The sequence below is a fragment of the Acinetobacter guerrae genome (assembly GCF_009372255.1).
Classification (GTDB): Bacteria; Pseudomonadota; Gammaproteobacteria; order Pseudomonadales; family Moraxellaceae; genus Acinetobacter; species Acinetobacter guerrae.
Window position 1 is genome coordinate 16,646 of record NZ_LXGN01000008.1, and the last position, 20,398, is coordinate 37,043.

A 20,398-nucleotide genomic window follows, 5' to 3' on the forward strand; every position below is an offset into this window, starting at 1 on the left:
TTATGCAAAGATACCACTCTGTTAAGTTCAATCAAGGTTATACCTTGATTGAACTTATGATTGTACTCGTGATTATTGCAATATTTGCATCTATTGCTTTTCCAGGCTATCAATTGTATATGCGTCGAGCTAACGCGGCAGCAGCTCAACAAGAAATGCAAAAATTAGCAGAACAGTTAGAGCGCCATAAATCTAGAAATTTTAGTTATAGAGGGTTTGATGCACAATATTTATATAATTCTACAGGTACAATCCCTTTTAATGCAGCAAGCCAAACATTGACATTGCCTTTAAATGCATCAGGTACAGGAATAAAATATAATGTGACTATTGTTGATGGCAATGGTTCTGGGACATTATTACCCGCTTCGACATCTGGTCAGAGTTGGGCAATTCAAGCTGTAAGTACAGATGCACAAAACTATTCTCTGTTAATGACCAGTACAGGTGTTCGTTGTCAAAATAGAACTACAGCAAATATTAAATTTAACACCTCAACAAATGTCTGGGAGTGTGGTGTAGGTGGAGAGAGTTGGTAATGTTTAAACAACGAGGTTTTACATTGATTGAAGTGATGATTGTGGTTGTTATTATTGGTGTATTAGTGGCCATAGTTTATCCCTCATATACTCAATATAAAGTTCGTACCAATCGTGCTGATATGCAAGTCGAAATGATGAATATTGCCCAAAAACTTGAATCGCGAAAATTGGCAAATAATAGTTATCTCAACTCGGACTCTACTAAAAATACTATTGGATCGATTTATGGTTCCACGACTAGTCCGCAACAAGGAACAGCACTTTATACATTGGCATTTAGTACACTCACAAGCACAGCATGGACTTTAACTGCTACTCCAATTAACAGTACTCCTCAAACTGGCAATGGAATCATTTGCCTCAATGATCAAGGTCAAAAATATTGGGCCAAAGGTGCAACGGCTTGCGCTCTTTCTGCCACCTCCAACTGGGACGGGCGTTAAAATATAAATTCAAAACTGCGGATAACTCAAAAAAGCATCTTTCATTCAGATCAAATATCACGTAGAATATCGCCCTCTATGAAAGGGGTTTGAAGCGTGATCGGTGGTCGGTTACAGGGATAATCCGTAAGAATTATAAGGCTTTTATCATGGTTGTTATTCGTTTAGCGCGCGGTGGTGCAAAAAAACGTCCATTCTATCAAATCGTTGTGACTGATAGCCGCAATGCACGTGATGGTCGTTTCATCGAACGTATTGGTTTCTTTAACCCAACTGCTCAAGGTCAAGCGGAAAAACTTCGTTTAGATGCAGACCGTTTTGCTCACTGGGTATCTCAAGGTGCTCAACCATCTGAGCGTGTTGCTTCTTTAGCTGCTCAAGCTAAAAAAGCGGCAACTGCTGCTTAATTGCGAGTAGATCATCCATGACACCAGCGCTGAATGTTCCCGAAGATCGTATCCAGATTGGACAGTTACGTTCAGCTTATGGTTTAAATGGGTGGCTCTGGGTGTATTCCAATACAGAACCCATGAGCAATATGTTTGACTATCTGCCTTGGTACATCGAGACCAAAGCAGGTTGGCAAACTATAGATGTAAAACGTTGGAAGCCACATGGCAAAGGTCTGGTTGTAAGCTTAAAGGGTGTGAATGATCGCACAGGAGCTGACAGTCTAGTCGGTGCTAATATCTGGGTAGCCAAGTCACAATTGCCAAAAGCAGATGTAGATGAGTATTACTGGTCTGATCTCAAAGGTCTTACAGTGCTAGGACTGAATGAGGATGAACAGGAAGTTAATCTCGGACAAATTCATGAGCTTTTTGAAACAGGTGCCAATGATGTCATGGTGGTTCGCGCCACTGCTGAAAGTATTGATGCCGAAGAGCGTATGATTCCGTGGCATAAAGATGTGGTGCAGCATGTTGATCTTGAAGCGGGTCGTATTTACGTCAATTGGGGCGTAGATTACTAAACTACGGCTAAGTGGTTTTAGTGCGAACGCAGTAGGAAAATAGAGGAGTCTGCGATGTTTTTTGCAGTCATTACACTGTTTCCTGAAATGTTCGATGCGATTACTGCATACGGGATTAGCGGTCGTGCAGCCAAGCGGGACATAGTGCAGTTAACCTGTATTAACCCACGTGAATTTGCACAGGGTAACTACAAACGAGTGGATGAGCGTCCATTTGGTGGTGGCCCAGGTATGGTGATGATGGCTGAGCCTTTGGCAAAAGCAATTCAACATGCCAAACAGCTTGCAAGCCAAGCAGGATGTGTTCATGCACCTGTGGTGTATATGTCGCCACAAGGTAAAACCTTAAATGAACAGGCAGTACAACAATTTGTTCAATATGACGGTTTAATTGTGCTGTGTGGTCGTTATGAGGGAGTCGATGAGCGTTTAATCCAGCATTATGTTGATCAAGAATGGTCAATTGGGGATTACGTTTTATCGGGTGGTGAACTGCCCGCGATGGTGCTTTTGGATAGTATTATTCGGCGTTTGCCTGATGTCATGTCCGATGAGCAATCGCATATACAGGATTCTTTTGTGGATGGTCTACTCGACTGCCCACAATATACCAAGCCTGACCATTTTGAAGGGTTAGATGTACCTGAGGTACTTAAATCAGGACATCATGCCAATATTGAAAAATGGCGTTTTTTGCAGCGTTATCAACGCACACTTGAACGTCGACCTGAGTTGGTTGAGCAAGTGACATTGACTAAACAGCAAAAAAAATGGCTAAAAGATGAACGAGGGAATATCAGCGATTAAGTATCGCTGCCCTGAAGAGCAATGCTCTGCAACAAGACGAGAGCTATGCTCAAGTTAGAGGATAGGTAGCAATACATATCCTCACACCCAACGAGAAGCTTCGCTTCGAGTTTTGCTTAAACTTGGTTTAAGTTAAAAATAGGCTCTTTAAGGCAGTTTTGTTTTAAAGGGAAAGTTAAACGGGTTGATATGCGTTTTAGCCTCTGTCCCCAGCGGTGTAAGAGACCTCTTCTCTCCCGCGCATATTGGAGATTCCACAATGAGTGGTAAGCATCCTTTAATTCAAGCAATTGAAAATTCACAGTTAAAATCAGACATTCCTGCTTTTGCTCCAGGCGATACTGTTATCGTTCAGGTTAAAGTAAAAGAGGGTGATCGTGAGCGTCTTCAAGCATTTGAAGGTGTTGTGATTGCGAAGAAAAACCGTGGCCTAAACTCTGCGTTCACTGTTCGTAAAATTTCTAGCGGTGTTGGTGTTGAGCGTGTTTTCCAAACTCACTCTCCAGTTGTTGCTAAAATTGAAGTGAAACGTCGTGGTGATGTTCGCCGTGCGAAACTTTACTATCTTCGTGACTTGTCTGGTAAAGCTGCACGTATTCGTGAAAAATTGCCAGCACGTAAACAAGGTTAATCTTAACTTTGTTTTCAAGCAAAAAAATGCGCCAGATTTGGCGCATTTTTTATGCCTGTTTTAAAGACCTTGTAATTTGAGTCGATTAGCATGCTGACGATAAAGAGATACAGGATCTGCGGAGAAAACACTGCGTAACCCGAGTACCTGATTCACTTCATCAAAATGATTATGATAGTAGTCATCTCGAATAGTTTTTCCGAGGCGGCTGCTACACTGGCTTACTAGTCCATCATTCTTTTGACCGCCAAAGGCGACATAACCCATCGAGGTCAGTAGGGTATCTGGATCTAGAAGATTAGTGGTTTGTGCTGCACCTGTCCATGAATAGAAGGCAATCCCATTGGCATTCGCAGGCCCATCTTGACAGGCTTTTGTTGGCAATCCGAGTGGGAATTTAGCGTTAAAGTCTGCCGCCCCCTGAGCGGATAAACTATGAATAGATGCTTTAAAATCACTTGGTAATTTAGAACGAAGCTGAGCATAGCTAATGATTGGCGAAACTAAAGCATCAACCGCAGCAGCCAGTGCAGTATTGAGTAACGGCACATTTTGAACAAGATCGGCGACAGGAGAACCAAAGTTCGTACCTGCTACACTGGTGACCGATGAAACTAGATCAGGTCTGACGCCTGCAATATAACGTGCGGTTGGGCCACCATGACTATGCCCAATCAGATTAACCTTATTTTTTCCAGTCAGTGCAACGACTTCTTCGACTTGCTGTAGAAGTTGTTCACCACGTACTTCTGTAGATTCTAGTGGTGAAACCTGTGTAGCATAGGCGGTAGCTCCATTTTTAGCTAAATCGGGTAATACCTGATACCAGTAATCGAGCCCAAACTCTGCTGAACCTAAACGGTTAAATCCAAACATACCATGTACAAATACCAAAGGATATTTGGTTTTGGCATAGTCTGAAATGACATTTTTTGTTTCCGCGCTTTGTAATCCTTCCGCAGCAAAACTGCTCTGGATTGCAAGGCAACTAAGAAGTCCTGCTATAAATAATCTTGATCGCATTTGATCTTATCCTCTTTTTTGTTTTGGTTTTATGCTGGTTGTCCTCTCCAGCAGGTTGTTAAAAATTTTCCTCCTGTGGCTAACGTGCTCTTAATTGGCAAAGGGAAGTTTTCCGCCTTGATCGTGCACAGATTCAAATGTTTGTAAGCGAAGTTGTTCTTGTGGTTGTTCAAAGGACTGCTTTCGTAATTGAGTAATTGCTTGTTGCTTGGCTACATCAGACATTCCACTTGTTAAAATAGTGTCGCGCTGATCCAGATATTGATTAACTTTACTTTTCCAGACATCCCGATTTTGGTCTAATGTTTCTAGCCGTTGAGTCGCTTCAGCCCCCACCAGATTCAAACGCATTTGTCGTAATTCACTTGCGGAGCCATGGCGATCTTGAATGGCTTGAGTTAGGTGTCTCAGCTCTTCTAATTTTGTGGTTTGTTGTAGGTTTTCCTGCCAATCTTGGGGAAGTTGATCGAACAGGGCTTTTAAGCGTTTGGCTTTTTCACTTTCTGCTAACGTTTTGTCATCCAATATTGCCATGCGGTTTAAGGTGTATTCATGATAAATATCCTCACTCCCAAACAATCCAGAAATTTCATACGCTGAGAAAAATTGTTGGCGTAGATTTTTCATATTGCTGAAAATGGCACGATAATAAGCAGGATCATCCTGTTTTAAATTCGGTGGGCTAATTTCGCCAAGCTGCTGTCGATATTTTAAATAGCGACTCCACAGATTTTGAATTTGTGATAAAGCGGGTTCTTGATAATTTTGCTGTAAATACTTTCTAAAATCCTCATCAATTTGGGCAATGCTTTTTTCACCATATTGAGTAATAAAATATTCAAAACAATTTTTAGTTTGTTCATTCACGATTAAACTATTTTGTTGATCCAACTTAAGCTGGCAGTTAATTTGGGTATCTGCCTGACTTGGGCTATTCAATGTCGATGAAGCTAAATTTGATACAGGGGATGGAGCAACTAAAGTCGTCTGTGTGAAAGTATTTTGCTTTGAATTATCATGACTAGATATCGAACCATTGGCAGACTGGGGCTTAAGCCAAAATACTAAACCGATCACCAAAAGAACAATAAAACCAATGGCGATCCAAACTTTATGATTGCGAAATCCTTGCATCTAGAGATCCATCCCTATTTCATTTTTTGTTTTAGTAGATTTAAAGAATCCATGCATAAAAATATCACACTAAACATAAAATACTGTAAAAATGGATAAGCGGATTTGATAACATGGCGGCAGCATTGACTGCCTTGCACTGGACATACATGACGGCTAAATCTGAAAAAACTCCTCGTCGCCACCTCAGTGGTGTTTTTCTGTTGAATAAGCCTTTAGGGCTAAGTTCAAATGCCGCATTGCAAAAAGTTCGCTGGTTATTTCGGGCGCAAAAAGCAGGTCATACGGGAGCGCTTGATCCCTTGGCAACGGGTCTATTGCCTATTTGTCTGGGAGAGGCAACCAAGTTTTCACATTATTTATTAGACTCAACCAAACGTTACCAAACTATAGTTAAGCTTGGACAAACTACTTCGACAGGCGATGTAGAAGGGGAGATTCTTCAGACTAGAAATGTCCCTGCTTTGACCCGTGAAAGTATTGAACAAGTACTGGATCAATTTCGTGGAGATATTCAGCAAATCCCTCCGATGTACTCTGCCTTAAAACGTGATGGACGTCCTTTATATGAATTAGCCAGACAAGGCATTGAGGTGGAGCGAGCCGCTCGTCCTGTAACAATCTATGATTTAAAACTTATTGATTTTGATGCAGAAAGTCTTACGTTAGATGTGACTTGTTCTAAGGGAACTTATATTCGAGTATTAGGTGAAGATATTGGTGAGGTGCTCGGTTGTGGTGGTCATCTCACCCATTTGCATCGAACCCAGACGGGACATTTCCAGTTAATTCCTGAATATAGCATTGAATATTTAGAGCAGCTTAATGAAACCGCCCGCGATATGCTATTATTGCCAGCCTACGCACCAGTCGAATATTTACCGAAAGTTCAAATTCCTGAAGGCCGTCACAAATATTTTTGTAATGGTCAGGAAAGTAATATCGAACATACACCTGCGCCTGAAGTTCTGGTGTTTGATCAAGATCAATGTTTGGGTCTGGCTGAAATTACCGATAAAAAAAGATTGGTGCCAAAGCGTCTTTTAAATTTATAGGCATAGCTCCCAGATGGAAATTGAAGTCATACTCAGCTTAATCTTTTTTGCGTTTTGTGCAGGTGCAATTGATGCAGCGGTTGGGGGAGGTGGTCTGATTCAGATTCCTGCTCTGATGAGTACCTTCCCGCAAATGTCACCTGCAACCGTGATTGGAACCAATAAGCTCTCTTCAGTTTTTGGAACGGCTTCCGCAGCCTATACATTTGTACGAAAGGTGAAGCTGCAATGGAAGTTACTCGCAGTGATTGCTGTTTGTGCATTGATTAGCTCTTTTTTAGGCGCCGCCTGTCTGTCATTAATTCCACAATCTGTTTTGCGCCCTTTTGTTTTTATCATGCTAATCGTTATTGCGATTTATACATTGGTAAAAAAGAATTTTGGACAGGTACATGTTGCTTTAAGTATCACGCCTAAAGTACTGATGCTTGCTGCAATTGGGAGCTTGCTGATTGGATTCTATGACGGAATTTTTGGTCCAGGGACAGGTAGTTTTTTTATTTTCTTCTTTATCCGCTTTTTGAATGTTGATTTTTTACATGCTTCTGCATTATCAAAAATAGGAAACTTCATGACTAATATTGCTGCTCTTAGCTTTTTGGCACCGACAGGTCATGTTATTTTTCATATTGGTTTGATGATGGCAGTTGCCAATGTCATTGGTTCGGTAGTGGGTGTACGTGTTGCATTGAAATACGGCAGTGGCTTTGTTCGGATTATCTTTTTAATTTTGGTTTCAATCCTCATCTGTCGCATTGGATATCAAATGTTTGTAACTGGCTAATGGCCTAAGCAACGTTCTGAAACAGATTTTGACACGAAGTATCTATTCTTAAAAAATTGAAAAAATAAACTAAAAGGTAGCAAGGCATGCTGCCTTTTCTATTTAGCCAATAATAAAATAGCCAGAATAGGGACTATCAAACAATGAATATTTTTGAAGCATTACGTGAAAGTCATGATAATCAACGCTTGCTTTCTGAACGTTTAGTACAGACGCATGGACATAGTGAAGAACGGGAACAATTATTTCAGGCTCTAAAAAATGAACTGTGGGCGCATTCAGTTGCTGAAGATCGCTATCTTTATATTCCTTTGATGTTTAACGATATTGGGCTGGATATTAGCCGACATGCATTGTCGGAACATCATGAAATGGATGAATTAGTTGAGCAACTGGAAGAAACCGATATGAGTAGCCCTAGCTGGTTGGCGATTGCTAAACAGTTAAGTGAAGTGGTACACCATCATTTGAAAGAAGAGGAGCATAAATTTTTCCAACAGGCTGGGAAAATTTTGGATGACAAGCAAAAAGAAAAGCTTGGTCAACAATATTTAAAAGAATATGCCAAGTATAAAAAAGCTGAATTAGTTTAAATTCAGAGATTTTTTAAACCACTTAAATCGCGGGCTATTCAGTGTTACTCAGTGATATTTTCAGTTTTTGCTCGTAAAGTTACACCAATAGACGCCAATGTAATGAAACCAAGCGCAATCCATTGTAATAACGAGATTTTTTCACTGAGTAAAACCAGACCTGCGAGTGCAGCTAGCGCAGGCGAAAGACTAGAAAGTGTACCATAACTGAGTTTAGTTAGTCTTTTTAGTGCAAATAGATCTAATGCATAGGGGATTGCAGTGGCGAGAATGGCAATCAGTAAAGCTTTGGGCCAATGTTCTGGATTGATTAAATGTTCAGGTTGATGGACTAAGCCGATAGGCAGTAGCACCAATGCAGAAAGACTAATTGCAATGGTCAAAGCATGCATACCTATATTTTGGCGGACAACTTTATGACCAAAATAAATATAAAATGCCCAACATAAACCTGCCCCAAGTGCAAAAGCAGCGCCAGTCATGGAAAAATTAGTCTGAGCTGCTTGTTGCCACGGTACCATCAGAGCAATCCCTAAGATGGCACATAAAACCCAAATATAATCGCGGCGTTGCTGAATAGAAAGCAATGCAAGTCCTAATGGACCAATAAACTCTAATCCAACGGCAATCCCTTGAGGCAATTTGCCAAGAGACATATAAAACAACACGTTCATGAGACCTAAAGCGCCGCTATAACCGAGTAAGTCACGCCATTTTAAAGTTGAAAGTTTGCTTAAGATTTTCCAAGATCGAAACATCAAAAAGACTAAAACTGAAGCAAAGCAGAGCCTTAAGATAGTCACACTTAATGGGTCTAATACCGCAATCAATTGCTTGGCAAAAGATGCGCTAATCTGATAACACATCATCGACAGCAACATGGCAACAATAGCAATCAATGGCGTGTTAGGCATGATTAAGACTCAACATTTGTAGGTGTTTTAAATAAATTAAAGCCATATGGATTCAATAGTAGCTCAATTAAATCCATATCGAGCAAATAAACAAGCAGTTATCAATCTGATGTATTGGAGTGCCGTGCCCGTTGAGTTGTCACTGTGCAACCAATGGAGGCTGTAATAATCGTTGCTAAAGCTAACCATTGACTCCATATTAATTTTTCGCCCAAAAAGATAAAACCAGAAAATGCAGCAACAGCAGGTTCCATGCTCATGAGCGTACCAAAACTAAGTGCGGTCAGTCGTCTCAATGCCAGCATTTCTAGAGAAAAAGGTAAAGCACTGGCTAAAATTGCAAGGGCAATAAAATAAAAAATATTCGGAAGTTCAAACACATGATCAACTGAACCCGTGAAAACGGCGATAGGGAGTAGAACCAGCATACCAACAGTCATCCCTAAAAGAACGGTGTGATTACCTGAAACGCCTGAAGGTTTTTGACCTGCAATAATATATAACGCCCAGCAAGCACCTGCGGCTAAGGCATAAGCTATTCCAATCAGATCAAGATGATGGCTGGCCTGATGAAAAGGAAATAATAAGAGTAAACCTATGATGGCGCAGCATACCCAGATCAAATCATATTTCTGCCGTGCATAATATAAAGCAATGCTTAGTGGGCCAACAAACTCAAACGCCACTGCGATACCCAAAGGTAAGCGTTGTAATGATAAATAAAACAAAGCATTCATCCCTGCTAGCGCAATACCATAACTGAAAATGGCTTTCCAGCGCACTTGCTGCCACTGGATTTTCCATGCTTGAAAAATTACGGCTAAAATGATTGCGCCAAAAAATAGACGCATGGCAGAGACAGTTAAAACTGGATAACTTTGAAATAAAATTTTGGCGAGAGAACCGCTACTTTGTACACAGATCATCGCTACAAGCAGAAAGATTAACGCTTGTAATTGCGATTTTGAGCTGGATAAGGACATTTTGAACAAACGGTATATTTTTGATTATGATAATTCATGTTGACATAAAAAAGCCACAGACGATGCTGTGGCTTTTCATCAATATTTAATTAGAACAAGATGCGAACGCGAATTGTGCCTTCGACTTCGTTCAACATATCAAGTGCTTCCTGAGAAGCAGATGCATCAACATCCATCACAAGATAGCCAATATCACCTTTGGTCATTAAGCTTTGACCAGAAATGTTAATGCCTTGTTCTGCGAATAGATTATTGATTTTTGATAATACGCCTGGAATATTCTTGTGAATATGTAATAGACGGTGTTTACCTTCAGTCAATGGTAATGCAATTTCTGGGAAATTCACCGCAGAAAGTGTCATACCTTTATCAGAATACGCAACAAATTTTTCAGCAACTTCAAGACCAATGTTGGCTTGCGCTTCCATTGTTGAACCACCCACATGCGGGGTGAGGATCACGTTTGGAATGTTGCGTAATGGCGAAACAAATTCTTCACCGTTGGCTTTTGGTTCTTTCGGGAACACGTCAACCGCTGCGCCTGCAAGATGACCAGATTTCAAAGAATCTGCCAAATCTTCAATCACTACACATGTACCACGTGCAGCATTTAAGAAGATTGCACCTTCTTTCATCTTGGCAAACTGTTCTTTTTTGAAGAAGTTGCGTGTAGATGGTACATCTGGAACATGCAAAGTGACGACATCAGCAGTTGCAAGTAGTTCATCAAGTGAACCGACCTGACGTGCATTACCCAATGGTAGTTTAGTCACAGCATCAAAATAGATCACTTTCATGCCCATACTTTCTGCCAATACAGAAAGTTGAGAACCAATCGAACCGTAACCGACAATACCTAAAGTTTTACCACGAGTTTCAAAAGAACCGACTGCAGATTTATTCCATCCACCTGCATGGGTATCTGTTGATTTCTCTGGCACACGACGCAACAATAAAATTGTTTCAGCTAGTACCAACTCAGCAACAGAGCGCGTATTTGAATACGGGGCGTTGAAAACTGGGATACCACGTGACATCGCGGCTTTTAAATCAACCTGATTTGTTCCGATACAGAAACAGCCGACCGCAATCAATTTGTTCGCTGCTTCAAATACTTCTTCAGTCAATTGAGTACGCGAACGAATACCAATAAAGTGTGCATCTTTAACGGCTTCTTTCAAAGCTTCGCCTTCAAGTGCAGTTTTATGGTAATCGATGTTGGTATAACCCGCTGCGTTTAAAGTATCGATGGCGTTTTGGTGAACACCTTCTAACAATAAGAAACGAATTTTATCTTTAGGTAGTGATAGATGTTGGCTCATTACGGCTCCGCTACAAAGGCCAAATTTAGTCGCGAAATTATATCACAAGTCCTGCCAGTTGTTGATGCGTTATAAATATACGATATGGATTCAATAGATGAATAAATTTCAGTGTATTGACAAACTTATTTAGGCTGTGATTGACGTTAAGAAAAATATTGGCACTATGCCTGAAGATTCAACACATTTTGTAGCGACTGCATTTTTAAGCCATGCTTTATCCTGCTCGTGCTTACATGTAAAATAAACGCAGATTTTTGGTAGAATCTCAAAAGCTTTTAGAAATTTGCAAGACGTGCAATTGATTTCCATCGTATTCGCAAATTTCCCAAACCCACCTGTTTATTTCTTGCTAGGCCTGTAAACGATGAATGCTCCAGTCGCTTTAACACCTGAGTTGCTTACTCAATTAACCGCAATCGTGGGTGAAAACCGCATTAAAACTGATGCGGATAGTCTTGAAAATTGGGGGCGCGATCATACCAAGCATTTTGATCCAAACCCATCGGTCATCGTTTTTCCATCGACCACGGAGCAAGTTCAATCCATCGTAAAACTGGCAAATCAATTTCATGTCGCCATTACACCATCGGGTGGGCGTACAGGGTTGTCCGCAGGTGCAGTCGCGACCAACGGTGAAATTGTCGTGAGTATGGACAAGATGAACCAGATTCTGGAATTTTTCCCAGCAGATCGTATGGTAAGAGTGCAGGCAGGTGTTGTGACTGAGCAATTACAAAATTATGCTGAAGAACAGGGCATGTATTATCCTGTTGATTTTGCATCTGCTGGTTCTAGCCAGATTGGCGGTAATATTGGCACCAATGCGGGCGGTATCAAAGTTATCAAATACGGCATGACGCGTAACTGGGTGCTAGGTTTGACCGTAGTCACAGGTAAAGGCGATATTTTACGCTTAAACAAAGGCATGGTTAAAAACGCAACTGGCTATGCATTGCAACATTTGTTTATTGGTGGTGAAGGAACTTTAGGTTTAGTAACTGAAGCTGAAATCAAATTGGAACGTCAACCACAAAACCTACAAGTTTTGGTTCTGGGTGTTCCTGATTTTGATGCGGTGATGCCAGTGCTACATGCTTTCCAAAAGGAAATTGACCTAACGGCATTTGAGTTCTTTGGTGAACTTGCGATGAAAAAAGTGTTGGATCGTGGTCATGTACAACGCCCATTTGAAACTCAATGCCCATTTTACGTGTTACTTGAATTTGAAGCACCTTATGAACCGATTATGGATAAAGCCATGCAGATCTTTGAACATTGCATGGAGCAAGGTTGGGTACTTGATGGGGTGATGAGTCAAAGTCTGGATCAGGTTGAAAGTTTATGGCGTTTGCGTGAAGATATTTCCGAGTCAATTGCGCCATTTACGCCTTACAAAAATGATATTTCAGTATTAATTACTCATGTTCCTGCATTTATTAAAGAAATTGATGCAATTGTGCAGAACAATTATCCAGACTTTGAAATCTGTTGGTTTGGTCATATTGGTGACGGTAACTTACACTTAAATATTTTAAAACCTGAAAATTTAAGCAAGGATGAATTCTTTGCTAAATGTCAGGTGGTGAATAAATATGTATTTGATACTGTAAAAAAATATGATGGTTCAATTTCGGCTGAACACGGCGTGGGAATGACCAAAAAACCATATTTGGAATATTCGCGTTCGCTAGAGGAAATCGAATATATGAAAGCGCTGAAATTGGCATTTGATCCAAATGCAATTATGAATCCTGGTAAATTATTTGATTTATAAAACTATTGAAATAGAAGCTACATAGTTTCTACAGTGTAAATGAGATTGGCGTAGCATCATAAAGCTACGCCTTTTTTTATTAGATGTGTGAAAAAGATGTTACGTTTATTTGCGATTTCTGGATTATGTTTGGGACTGATGACGGGTTGTGCCACAACGACCAAGTTGATGTCATTTGGCAGTGGCGAAAGTCCGATGCAGCAAGTGCTTAAAGCACAACCTGAAATTAGTAAAGAACATCAAAACACTTCGATTCAGCAAGTGTTTAATCGAGTTGAATCTCCTACTGTTTCCAGAATTACAGTTATTCAAACAGGTTTGATGGATGATTCTGTATCTGCGATTAAGACTGAATATTTATTTAAGTTGGATGATAAAAAATGGCTGTTGCAAAATAAACAGCAAAGTTATCAGTGTGCCAGAGGCAAGAATACTCGAGGTTTTCAGAGCAAGTTATGTTCTTAGTGTTTTAGGCTTTATTGCTTGAATAAATAATAAATTTTAGGTAAAAGCATATCGGAAGATATGCTTTTTTTATGAGAATTTTATAATAATGAATATTTTGATCATTGGAAATGGATTCGATTTGTCACATTATTTGCCAACAAAGTATGATCATTTTATGGATGTGATGAAAGCAATTGAAGAAAAAGATTTAGGACAGCCGATAAAAAATATTTTTGATACCTCAGTAGATGATCTTACGACTCTATTAATAAAAATACAACAATTTCAATATGCATTTACTGAAAAAACGTATCAGATGAATTTTGATGAGTTATTTGCTGAATGTCGTGATAAATGGTTTATTGATAAAACTAAAGAAATTTATATTACAGATTCAATTAAATTATCTTTTGAACAGATCATAAAAATTCAGCATCAACTTAAAAAAAATGATTGGTATCAATATTTCGATAATCATGTAAGGGAAGTGAAAAGCTGGATTGATTTTGAGATAAAAATAAGTGAAGCACTTAAAGTTATAGCTAGTTTCCTTATTCAATTAGAAAATAAAATAGATGAATTTGGAAGTTTTTCAACAGAAATTTGTTTCTATGGTCAAAAAGAGCCGAAGCAATTATTCTTAACAAGAGAGTATTGTAACATACTAGAATTATTCAAAATATTAAAATCAGGATATTATATTGATGAAGATTGTCAAGATGAGTTAGGAAGGTTTTATACTCAAAATCATGATGTTGGAGATGAAGAAACTGATGGCGATTTTAGATTTTATATTCGAGAAAAATATATTATCTTGCACTCAGGTTTTTTAAAAATAAAAGTAGGCCAAATACTTGATGAGATTTACACATCATTAGATGAGTTTATTAAAATATTTAATCATTACTTAGAAATAACAGTAAGCAAACTTCAACCTAAAGATCAATTGAGAATTGATGCTAAGGATTGGATATATCCTGAGAAAATTTATTCTTTTAACTATACAAATACTTATCAAAGATTTTATGATGCTATTGAGGTGGATTACTTACATGGTAGTTTCGGTGAGAATCAGAACATTGTTTTAGGAATCTCTGAACTAGAGCATGAAAATTTGATAAAATTAAAGGCATATGGTTTTACTAAGTATCATCAGAAAATTTTCAAAGATACTGATTATTTATTTTTAAATGATTGTAAAGATAAAATAGAGAATCATAAGTTGAAAATAGAAAATTTGGAAAAAGATTTTGATAGTTCGGATTCATTAGGCAAGCGATTTGCTCGACAAAATTTAATGGAAGTGGAAAGTAAACTAAATATTACTTTTTATATTTGGGGGCATTCATTAGATATTTCCGATAAGGATTATATTATTGATCTTTTTAGTTTAAACGATGATATGGATCGTAATGTACGCGTTACTGTTTACTATTTTGATAAAAACGCAAAATTTTCATTACTTAACAATTTATTAGCTATTCTAGGTAAAGAAAAAGTTGAGACATGGATGAAGAAAAATTGGTTAAAATTTGAGAAAAATCCAAGAATAATGATGAGTGATTCTATAAGCTGAAATAACGAAATATAAATAAAAAAATTTGACGTTATCAGTGAAATACACTTTTACTGATAACCTCTAATGTTCTAAACCCCACTCTCCAAAATACGAACTTTGACATCCCTCACATGATCTTTGATCATTTCAAAATGCTGCTGCATATGTGCAGTTTGCATATGCATTTTAAGATGTGCAGTGCTTTGCCATTTTTCCAGCATCATAATTAAATTTGGATCTTGAGTTTGCATTTCAAGCGCAGGTAAGTGATCAATCAAAGTCTCGTAACCATAACAACCATCTTCTGCCAACACCATAGGGGTGATTTTTTGGAAAGCATCTAAAACAGCCTGACGATGTTCCGTAGCTGCATGGGTACGAATTTCGGCAATAATCGTCAACATTGTATTTTCCTTATTCATATTCAACTGTAAAAACTTGATCTAAATGGGCTTTGTAAGCGTCGATATAGCTGGGCACGTTTGGCATTTTAATCACATCATTGACGATAAAAGTGGGGAGTGAGTCCATACCCAAAAATTGGTTTGCCTTATGAAAAGGTAAATACACACCATCTACACCGACGCCGTGAAAAAACTGATCAGGATCCTTAAATGCTTCGATGGGGGCATTCCATGTCAAAGAAAGCATATATTTTTTGCCTTGAATCAATCCACCAGAACCATATTTTTTAGTGGCATCGGAACGGCTACGTCCATCGCTGGCATACAGTACACCATGACCAATGGTAAATACGTCATCAATATATTTTTTCATCGTCCACGGTGCGCCCATCCACCAAGCTGGCATTTGATAAATCACTACATCTGCCCAGACATATTTATCTATCTCAGCTTGAATATCATAGTCACTGTCCGTCCGAGTTACTTTGACGTCATGACCTAACTGGATTAAATGACGTTGCGCAAAATCGGTTAAGGTATCATTCAATTGTCCATTGGAATGCGCAAATGCTTTAGCACCGTTGATGATTAAGATATGACTCACGGGAGAACCTGATTTTTAAAATGAATGAGGATCACTATAGGGTGTTTATTGCGTTTAAAAAATGCATGAATATGCAAAATATTATTGTTTAAAAATCAATAATCAAAAGGGCATAAGTCATTATGGTGTTTATTTTTTAACTCAATCTGTGGATAACTTAGCGTTTACTCACAGTCACAACATGCATAATTTGTGGTTAAATTTTAAAAAAATTGAAAGAAATAATAATGTTGTACTTCATTTAACATTTTAATATCGACGCTGAAAATAAAAAATGCTATGGTTATCGCAGATTTTTCTACAAATCTTGGTCATGTAATTTGACCTAAATCTCACGTTGTTATTCTCTCCTCAAAATTCAGACACTTTGTGAATACAGTGTTTTATTGCTGAGTGTTCAGCACATTAAAAATCCAATTTTTTAAAACTCAATGTTTGCCATTGGGCTGGCGCATATTGATTAAAAAATAATGTTCAGCTTGCAAACAGATATATTGAATAAGTAGATCACAATGCAAAATATGCAAACGACAACATTAAATCGTAAGACCTTAATGTTTCCGCTAGCTTTGGTTCTGTTTGAACTTGCGGTTTATATTGGTAATGATTTAATCCAGCCAGCGATGCTGGCCATTACACAGGATTTTGGTGTCAGTTCGACATGGGCACCCTCATCAATGTCCTTTTATTTATTGGGTGGAGCAAGTGTAGCTTGGTTGCTCGGCCCCCTTTCTGATCGTTTAGGTCGTAAAAAGGTTTTATTAACTGGAGTATTATTTTTTGGCGTCTGTTGTTTACTCATTTTATTGACACAGAATATGGCGCAATTTCTGATCTTGCGCTTTTTACAAGGTATTGGTTTGACTGTGATAGCTGCGGTCGGTTATGCCGCTATTCAGGAAACTTTTGCTGAACGTGATGCGATTAAAGTAATGGCATTAATGGCCAATATTTCCCTACTTGCACCTTTACTTGGGCCAGTGTTAGGTGCTTTTCTGATTGATTCTGTGTCATGGCACTGGGGTTTTGTTGCAATCGCTTTGTTGGCATTTATTAGTTGGTTTGGATTAAAAGCCAAAATGCCAAGTCAGCAGCAGAGTGTGACGCGTCAACCGTTTATTTATCTGTTTGATGATTTTAAAAAAATCTTTACCGATAAGAAGTTTTTAGGTCTTACTCTGGCATTGCCTTTGGTGAGTTTACCTTTAATGCTATGGATTGCATTGTCCCCTGTGATGTTGGTGGAAGAACTCAAGTTTAGTAGTGTGCAATATGGCTTGGCACAGTTCCCCGTTTTTATCGGGCTGATTTTGGGTAATATTGTGTTGATTAAAATTATTGACCGCTATCCTTTAGGAAAAACTATTTTAATGGGTTTGCCAATTATGTTATTGGGTACGCTTATTTTAGTTATTGGCGCAATCTGGCAACAATCTCTAGTGCTGTGTCTATTAATTGGAATGACGTTGATTAGCTTTGGTGAGGGTATTAGTTTTTCGGTCATGTATCGTTTTGCCTTGATGTCATCTGAGATGAGTAAAGGAACCGTGGCAGCAGCAGTGTCGATGTTATTGATGTTGAGCTTCTTTGTGGTTATTGAACTGGTGCGCGAACTCTATATACATTTTCATATCATGGTATTTAGTTTCACCTGTTTGATTCTGATCGGTTTTTGGTTTTTAAAACCTAAGCAAGTTTTGCTTAAATTGATGCAGCAACGTAGGCAGGACGGGCAGTTTTAAGCAAAGAGCGAATCTATAGATTCGCTCTTTTTACGAATGATTTATTGTATGTATGATTTACGGTTGGATCGATTTTTTTAATTTATGATCAAAAACAAAAGGGCCAAATGGTAAAATCGAAGCTATAAAACCCAGAATAAACATATGAATCGACCATTTCATACGCTGACATACCGCAATTAAAATCACTAAAAATAAAATAAATAACAGACCATGCCCCATACCGACATATTTGACCCAAAGTGGATTATCCCAAATATATTTCATTGGCATGGCAATAAACAGGAGTAACAAAAAAGACAGACCTTCTAAAAATCCCACAATCCGTAACGTATTTACGTTCATAATTTGCCCTGAAATACAAACAAAGTCCGAGTGTAGCTCAGATCGAATGAAAGCTACATAAAAATAGGGTTTATTTAATTTCCATCGTGAGTAGTTTGTTTTGCAGCATGAGTAATTCTGGCAAAGTTTCAAGCAATAAGCTGATTTGCTTTAAAATCAACATGAGGTCATCCGATGTCGAATCCTGTTCAGAAAGTTGCCGAATTTCTAATAATTTGTGTTCAATTTCTTGAGTAGGAAGTGTTTTTTGTTCCAGTAACGTCTGTTGCAGGGTATGAGTACACCAGACCAATAAATCCATGACTTCCCGATCATTGATTTTTTCTCTATGGCTACCGAGCGCTGAAATATAACTGAGCTGGCTATGGCTATAAACCAGATAGCGAAACGCAGAATGAATCAACGCCTGATTCGGTTGCGGTTCTGCACTCAAGCTGGAAATCATACTGGAAAGTTCAGTTTGTGCATTATGTGCCAAACGCCTTGCAGTACGATATTCAACACTATTGGTACAGCCAAACTGGTATTGATTTAGCACTGCATTTAAGTAGTTCATACTCGCTTGGCTGCTTTTTTTAATATTGTTGGAAATATTGCGAAAGTTCCAGTCTGGCCAGATAAAACTCACGGCAAACCATGCGATACCACAGCCGATGAGGGTATCCAAAATACGTGGGGCAATAATGCTATAACCAAAGCCTTTAAGGTTAAAAATCAGTAAAACCATTAAGGTCGCCATTGAAGTCGCAAGCGCATATTTCTTTTGACGTAGATAGAAAAAATATACGCCACAAATCACGGTGATGATCAGTTGACCTTCGACACTTGGCACAAAATAAAGAATCGGTAGACCTAAAATTACACCCAGTAAAGTACCTAAAGTTCGTAGTTTTAAACGACTTTTGGTCGCGAAATAAGTCACCTGACACACAAATAAACTGGTCAGAACAATCCAGTAACCATTTTGGGCAAATGGTAAAAGTGAAACCAGCGAGCCTGCTGCAAAGACAAAAGCAATCCGAGTTGCATGGCGAAATAGGGCAGATTTTGGTGTTAAATGTTGTTTGAATTTAAGCCATAAATCTTTGATACCGTGAATATCATCATCGAGCAGATTTAAATTATCTGCATGTTGTTCAAAACGATAAGCATAAGTAAATTGCACGTCTTGTAAATGACTGAGTTGATCGTGTAAATCTTTTAAGTTTTTTACGATCAATTTCAGATTTTTGACTTCAGTATTATGAGGATGATCCTGAATCCAGTCTTGTAGTGAAAGTTCCAGATTTTGTAAAGCGTAGCTTGGATCAAGACTGGGCGTAAATGCTTCATTTCGCAAAATACATTCAGATAATTGCTGACAGGAAAGTGCTAATAGTCGAATATTTTTTTGAAACCGAAAGATGAGATCACTGCGACTAAAGTTGTGCTGAATCTGTTCATAGTGCAAATAATTGGCACTCACTTTCTCGTGAATATCTTGCGCGACAAAATATAAATGCAGCCAGTAGATGCTGTTTTTATTGACGCGCGATGCTTTGATTCTTGTTAATAATGACGCTTTGCTAATATTTAGATATTGAACCACTTGGGCATTTTCAGTTGAGAGTTCAAAAAGTAAAGGTTCTACATTGTCTTTGTTATCGGGGTCAAAGAGTCGGGCTTTGGTCATTAACACATCAGACAAATGGCTAAAGACTTGCGAAAGATTATCCTGAACAGGCAGCGTTGGTTTAATCAGAAAAAAAACAATTGAGGTAATGCCGTACCAAATCACACCGTAAACAAAATAGATAGGTTGTTGATACCAGTGCTGATACTCACCTAAGCCAAAAAGGCTGTATACCGAAAGTAAAATGGTGCCAAAAGAAATGGTTGCATAGCGTTGACCAAGTGAACCTAATAAAATCAAAAAACCACTAGAAAGTGATAAGTATAAAATCAGTAGAAATTTATGAGGTGCTAAAAACTCTAAAATACTACTGACCGCAAAAAATAACACGGCCACATAAAATAAATTTCTAAGCCGAATAGTTAAGCGATCATCAAAGTCTGTTAATGCTGTGGCAATCGTACCCAGTGTGACAGGTACAATCAGTTCATCATGTCCGAGCCAGCGTAAACCTAGTGTTGTTCCTGTAAGAACAATCAATATTTGAAAGCAGTAAACTAGCGTTGCATTAAAATTATAATGTTTGAAGAAACGGGTGAGGCCATTCATGAATTGGGAGGATTTCATTTATATTTTTATTGAGGTTGGGCTTTTTTTAAAAGCCTGTCAATCCTGATTCTACAAAAAAGGAAGCGAATGATTCGC

The 20,398-nt window shown here is 38.5% G+C and carries 22 protein-coding genes; 13 read left to right on the forward strand and 9 right to left on the reverse strand.

What is annotated here, in order from left to right; all coding sequences use genetic code 11:
• The first annotated feature begins 2 nt into the window (after positions 1-2).
• From A7A69_RS06930 to rplS, 6 genes are all read left to right on the forward strand, one after another.
• Positions 3-539 carry a type IV pilin protein gene (locus A7A69_RS06930; RefSeq protein WP_151981212.1) on the forward strand — a complete coding sequence of 179 codons (537 nt, stop codon included), beginning with the start codon at positions 3-5 and terminating at the stop codon, positions 537-539.
• A complete protein-coding gene (locus tag A7A69_RS06935; RefSeq protein ID WP_151981213.1) occupies positions 539-985 on the forward strand; it encodes a type IV pilin protein in 447 nt (148 codons plus the stop codon). The genes A7A69_RS06930 and A7A69_RS06935 overlap by 1 nt, the downstream gene beginning before the upstream one ends.
• A gap of 149 nt (positions 986-1,134) precedes the next feature.
• Positions 1,135-1,392 carry a 30S ribosomal protein S16 gene (gene rpsP / locus A7A69_RS06940; RefSeq protein ID WP_004923845.1) on the forward strand — a complete coding sequence of 86 codons (258 nt, stop codon included), beginning with the start codon at positions 1,135-1,137 and terminating at the stop codon, positions 1,390-1,392.
• A gap of 17 nt (positions 1,393-1,409) precedes the next feature.
• Positions 1,410-1,958 carry a ribosome maturation factor RimM gene (gene rimM, locus A7A69_RS06945; RefSeq protein WP_152876711.1) on the forward strand — a complete coding sequence of 183 codons (549 nt, stop codon included), beginning with the start codon at positions 1,410-1,412 and terminating at the stop codon, positions 1,956-1,958.
• 54 nt (positions 1,959-2,012) lie between these two features.
• Positions 2,013-2,765, forward strand: coding sequence for a tRNA (guanosine(37)-N1)-methyltransferase TrmD (gene trmD, locus A7A69_RS06950; protein WP_120371086.1), 753 nt, complete (start codon positions 2,013-2,015; stop codon positions 2,763-2,765).
• Between the two features lie 259 nt (positions 2,766-3,024).
• A complete protein-coding gene (gene rplS, locus A7A69_RS06955; RefSeq protein WP_120371085.1) occupies positions 3,025-3,396 on the forward strand; it encodes a 50S ribosomal protein L19 in 372 nt (123 codons plus the stop codon).
• Positions 3,397-3,456: 60 nt separating this feature from the next.
• Here rplS and A7A69_RS06960 read toward each other — a convergent pair whose 3' ends face one another.
• Together A7A69_RS06960 and A7A69_RS06965 are read right to left on the reverse strand one after the other, a co-directional pair.
• A complete protein-coding gene (locus tag A7A69_RS06960) occupies positions 3,457-4,419 on the reverse strand; it encodes an esterase/lipase family protein (RefSeq protein WP_120371084.1) in 963 nt (320 codons plus the stop codon).
• Between the two features lie 90 nt (positions 4,420-4,509).
• Positions 4,510-5,553 (reverse strand): lipase secretion chaperone, encoded by a 1,044-nt coding sequence (locus tag A7A69_RS06965; protein ID WP_152876712.1) that lies wholly within the window; start codon positions 5,551-5,553, stop codon positions 4,510-4,512.
• 149 nt (positions 5,554-5,702) lie between these two features.
• Between A7A69_RS06965 and truB the strand changes: the two genes are divergently transcribed.
• The 3 genes from truB (at position 5,703) to A7A69_RS06980 (ending at position 7,985) form a co-directional block, all read left to right on the forward strand.
• Positions 5,703-6,608: a tRNA pseudouridine(55) synthase TruB gene (truB, locus tag A7A69_RS06970; protein WP_152876746.1), complete on the forward strand. Its 906-nt coding sequence runs from the start codon at positions 5,703-5,705 to the stop codon at positions 6,606-6,608.
• 13 nt (positions 6,609-6,621) lie between these two features.
• Positions 6,622-7,392: a sulfite exporter TauE/SafE family protein gene (locus A7A69_RS06975; protein WP_152876713.1), complete on the forward strand. Its 771-nt coding sequence runs from the start codon at positions 6,622-6,624 to the stop codon at positions 7,390-7,392.
• Between the two features lie 143 nt (positions 7,393-7,535).
• Complete coding sequence (locus tag A7A69_RS06980; protein ID WP_152876714.1) at positions 7,536-7,985, forward strand: hemerythrin domain-containing protein; 450 nt, start codon at positions 7,536-7,538, stop codon at positions 7,983-7,985.
• A gap of 44 nt (positions 7,986-8,029) precedes the next feature.
• On the opposite strand, the gene A7A69_RS06985 is transcribed toward A7A69_RS06980, so the two are convergent.
• The 3 genes from A7A69_RS06985 to serA all read right to left on the reverse strand — a co-directional run bounded on the left by A7A69_RS06985 (position 8,030) and on the right by serA (position 11,204).
• Positions 8,030-8,899 carry an EamA family transporter gene (locus tag A7A69_RS06985; protein ID WP_152876715.1) on the reverse strand — a complete coding sequence of 290 codons (870 nt, stop codon included), beginning with the start codon at positions 8,897-8,899 and terminating at the stop codon, positions 8,030-8,032.
• A gap of 101 nt (positions 8,900-9,000) precedes the next feature.
• Positions 9,001-9,882 carry an EamA family transporter gene (locus tag A7A69_RS06990; RefSeq protein ID WP_152876716.1) on the reverse strand — a complete coding sequence of 294 codons (882 nt, stop codon included), beginning with the start codon at positions 9,880-9,882 and terminating at the stop codon, positions 9,001-9,003.
• A gap of 89 nt (positions 9,883-9,971) precedes the next feature.
• A complete protein-coding gene (gene serA / locus A7A69_RS06995; RefSeq protein WP_120371078.1) occupies positions 9,972-11,204 on the reverse strand; it encodes a phosphoglycerate dehydrogenase in 1,233 nt (410 codons plus the stop codon).
• A gap of 367 nt (positions 11,205-11,571) precedes the next feature.
• On the opposite strand from serA, the gene A7A69_RS07000 reads away from it, so the two are divergent.
• From A7A69_RS07000 to A7A69_RS07010, 3 genes are all read left to right on the forward strand, one after another.
• Positions 11,572-12,981 carry an FAD-binding oxidoreductase gene (locus A7A69_RS07000; RefSeq protein ID WP_152876717.1) on the forward strand — a complete coding sequence of 470 codons (1,410 nt, stop codon included), beginning with the start codon at positions 11,572-11,574 and terminating at the stop codon, positions 12,979-12,981.
• A 96-nt stretch (positions 12,982-13,077) separates the two neighbouring features.
• Positions 13,078-13,446, forward strand: coding sequence for a hypothetical protein (locus A7A69_RS07005; protein ID WP_152876718.1), 369 nt, complete (start codon positions 13,078-13,080; stop codon positions 13,444-13,446).
• Between the two features lie 88 nt (positions 13,447-13,534).
• On the forward strand, positions 13,535-15,004 hold the full coding sequence (locus tag A7A69_RS07010; RefSeq protein ID WP_152876719.1) for an AbiH family protein: 1,470 nt from the start codon (positions 13,535-13,537) through the stop codon (positions 15,002-15,004).
• Between the two features lie 71 nt (positions 15,005-15,075).
• Here the strand turns inward: A7A69_RS07010 and A7A69_RS07015 are convergent, their stop codons facing one another.
• Positions 15,076-15,390 carry a putative quinol monooxygenase gene (locus A7A69_RS07015; RefSeq protein ID WP_152876720.1) on the reverse strand — a complete coding sequence of 105 codons (315 nt, stop codon included), beginning with the start codon at positions 15,388-15,390 and terminating at the stop codon, positions 15,076-15,078.
• A gap of 10 nt (positions 15,391-15,400) precedes the next feature.
• On the reverse strand, positions 15,401-15,994 hold the full coding sequence (locus tag A7A69_RS07020) for an NAD(P)H-dependent oxidoreductase (RefSeq protein WP_187349192.1): 594 nt from the start codon (positions 15,992-15,994) through the stop codon (positions 15,401-15,403).
• Between the two features lie 512 nt (positions 15,995-16,506).
• Between A7A69_RS07020 and craA the strand changes: the two genes are divergently transcribed.
• Positions 16,507-17,736, forward strand: a complete 1,230-nt coding sequence (craA, locus tag A7A69_RS07025) for a chloramphenicol efflux MFS transporter CraA (RefSeq protein WP_152876721.1) — start codon at positions 16,507-16,509, stop codon at positions 17,734-17,736.
• Between the two features lie 57 nt (positions 17,737-17,793).
• Here craA and A7A69_RS07030 read toward each other — a convergent pair whose 3' ends face one another.
• Positions 17,794-18,081: a DUF3817 domain-containing protein gene (locus A7A69_RS07030; RefSeq protein WP_152876722.1), complete on the reverse strand. Its 288-nt coding sequence runs from the start codon at positions 18,079-18,081 to the stop codon at positions 17,794-17,796.
• Positions 18,082-18,151: 70 nt separating this feature from the next.
• The gene (gene yccS, locus A7A69_RS07035; RefSeq protein ID WP_152876723.1) at positions 18,152-20,302 is read right to left on the reverse strand and encodes a YccS family putative transporter; all 2,151 of its coding nucleotides are present in this window, start codon (positions 20,300-20,302) and stop codon (positions 18,152-18,154) included.
• Positions 20,303-20,398: the final 96 nt, after the last annotated feature.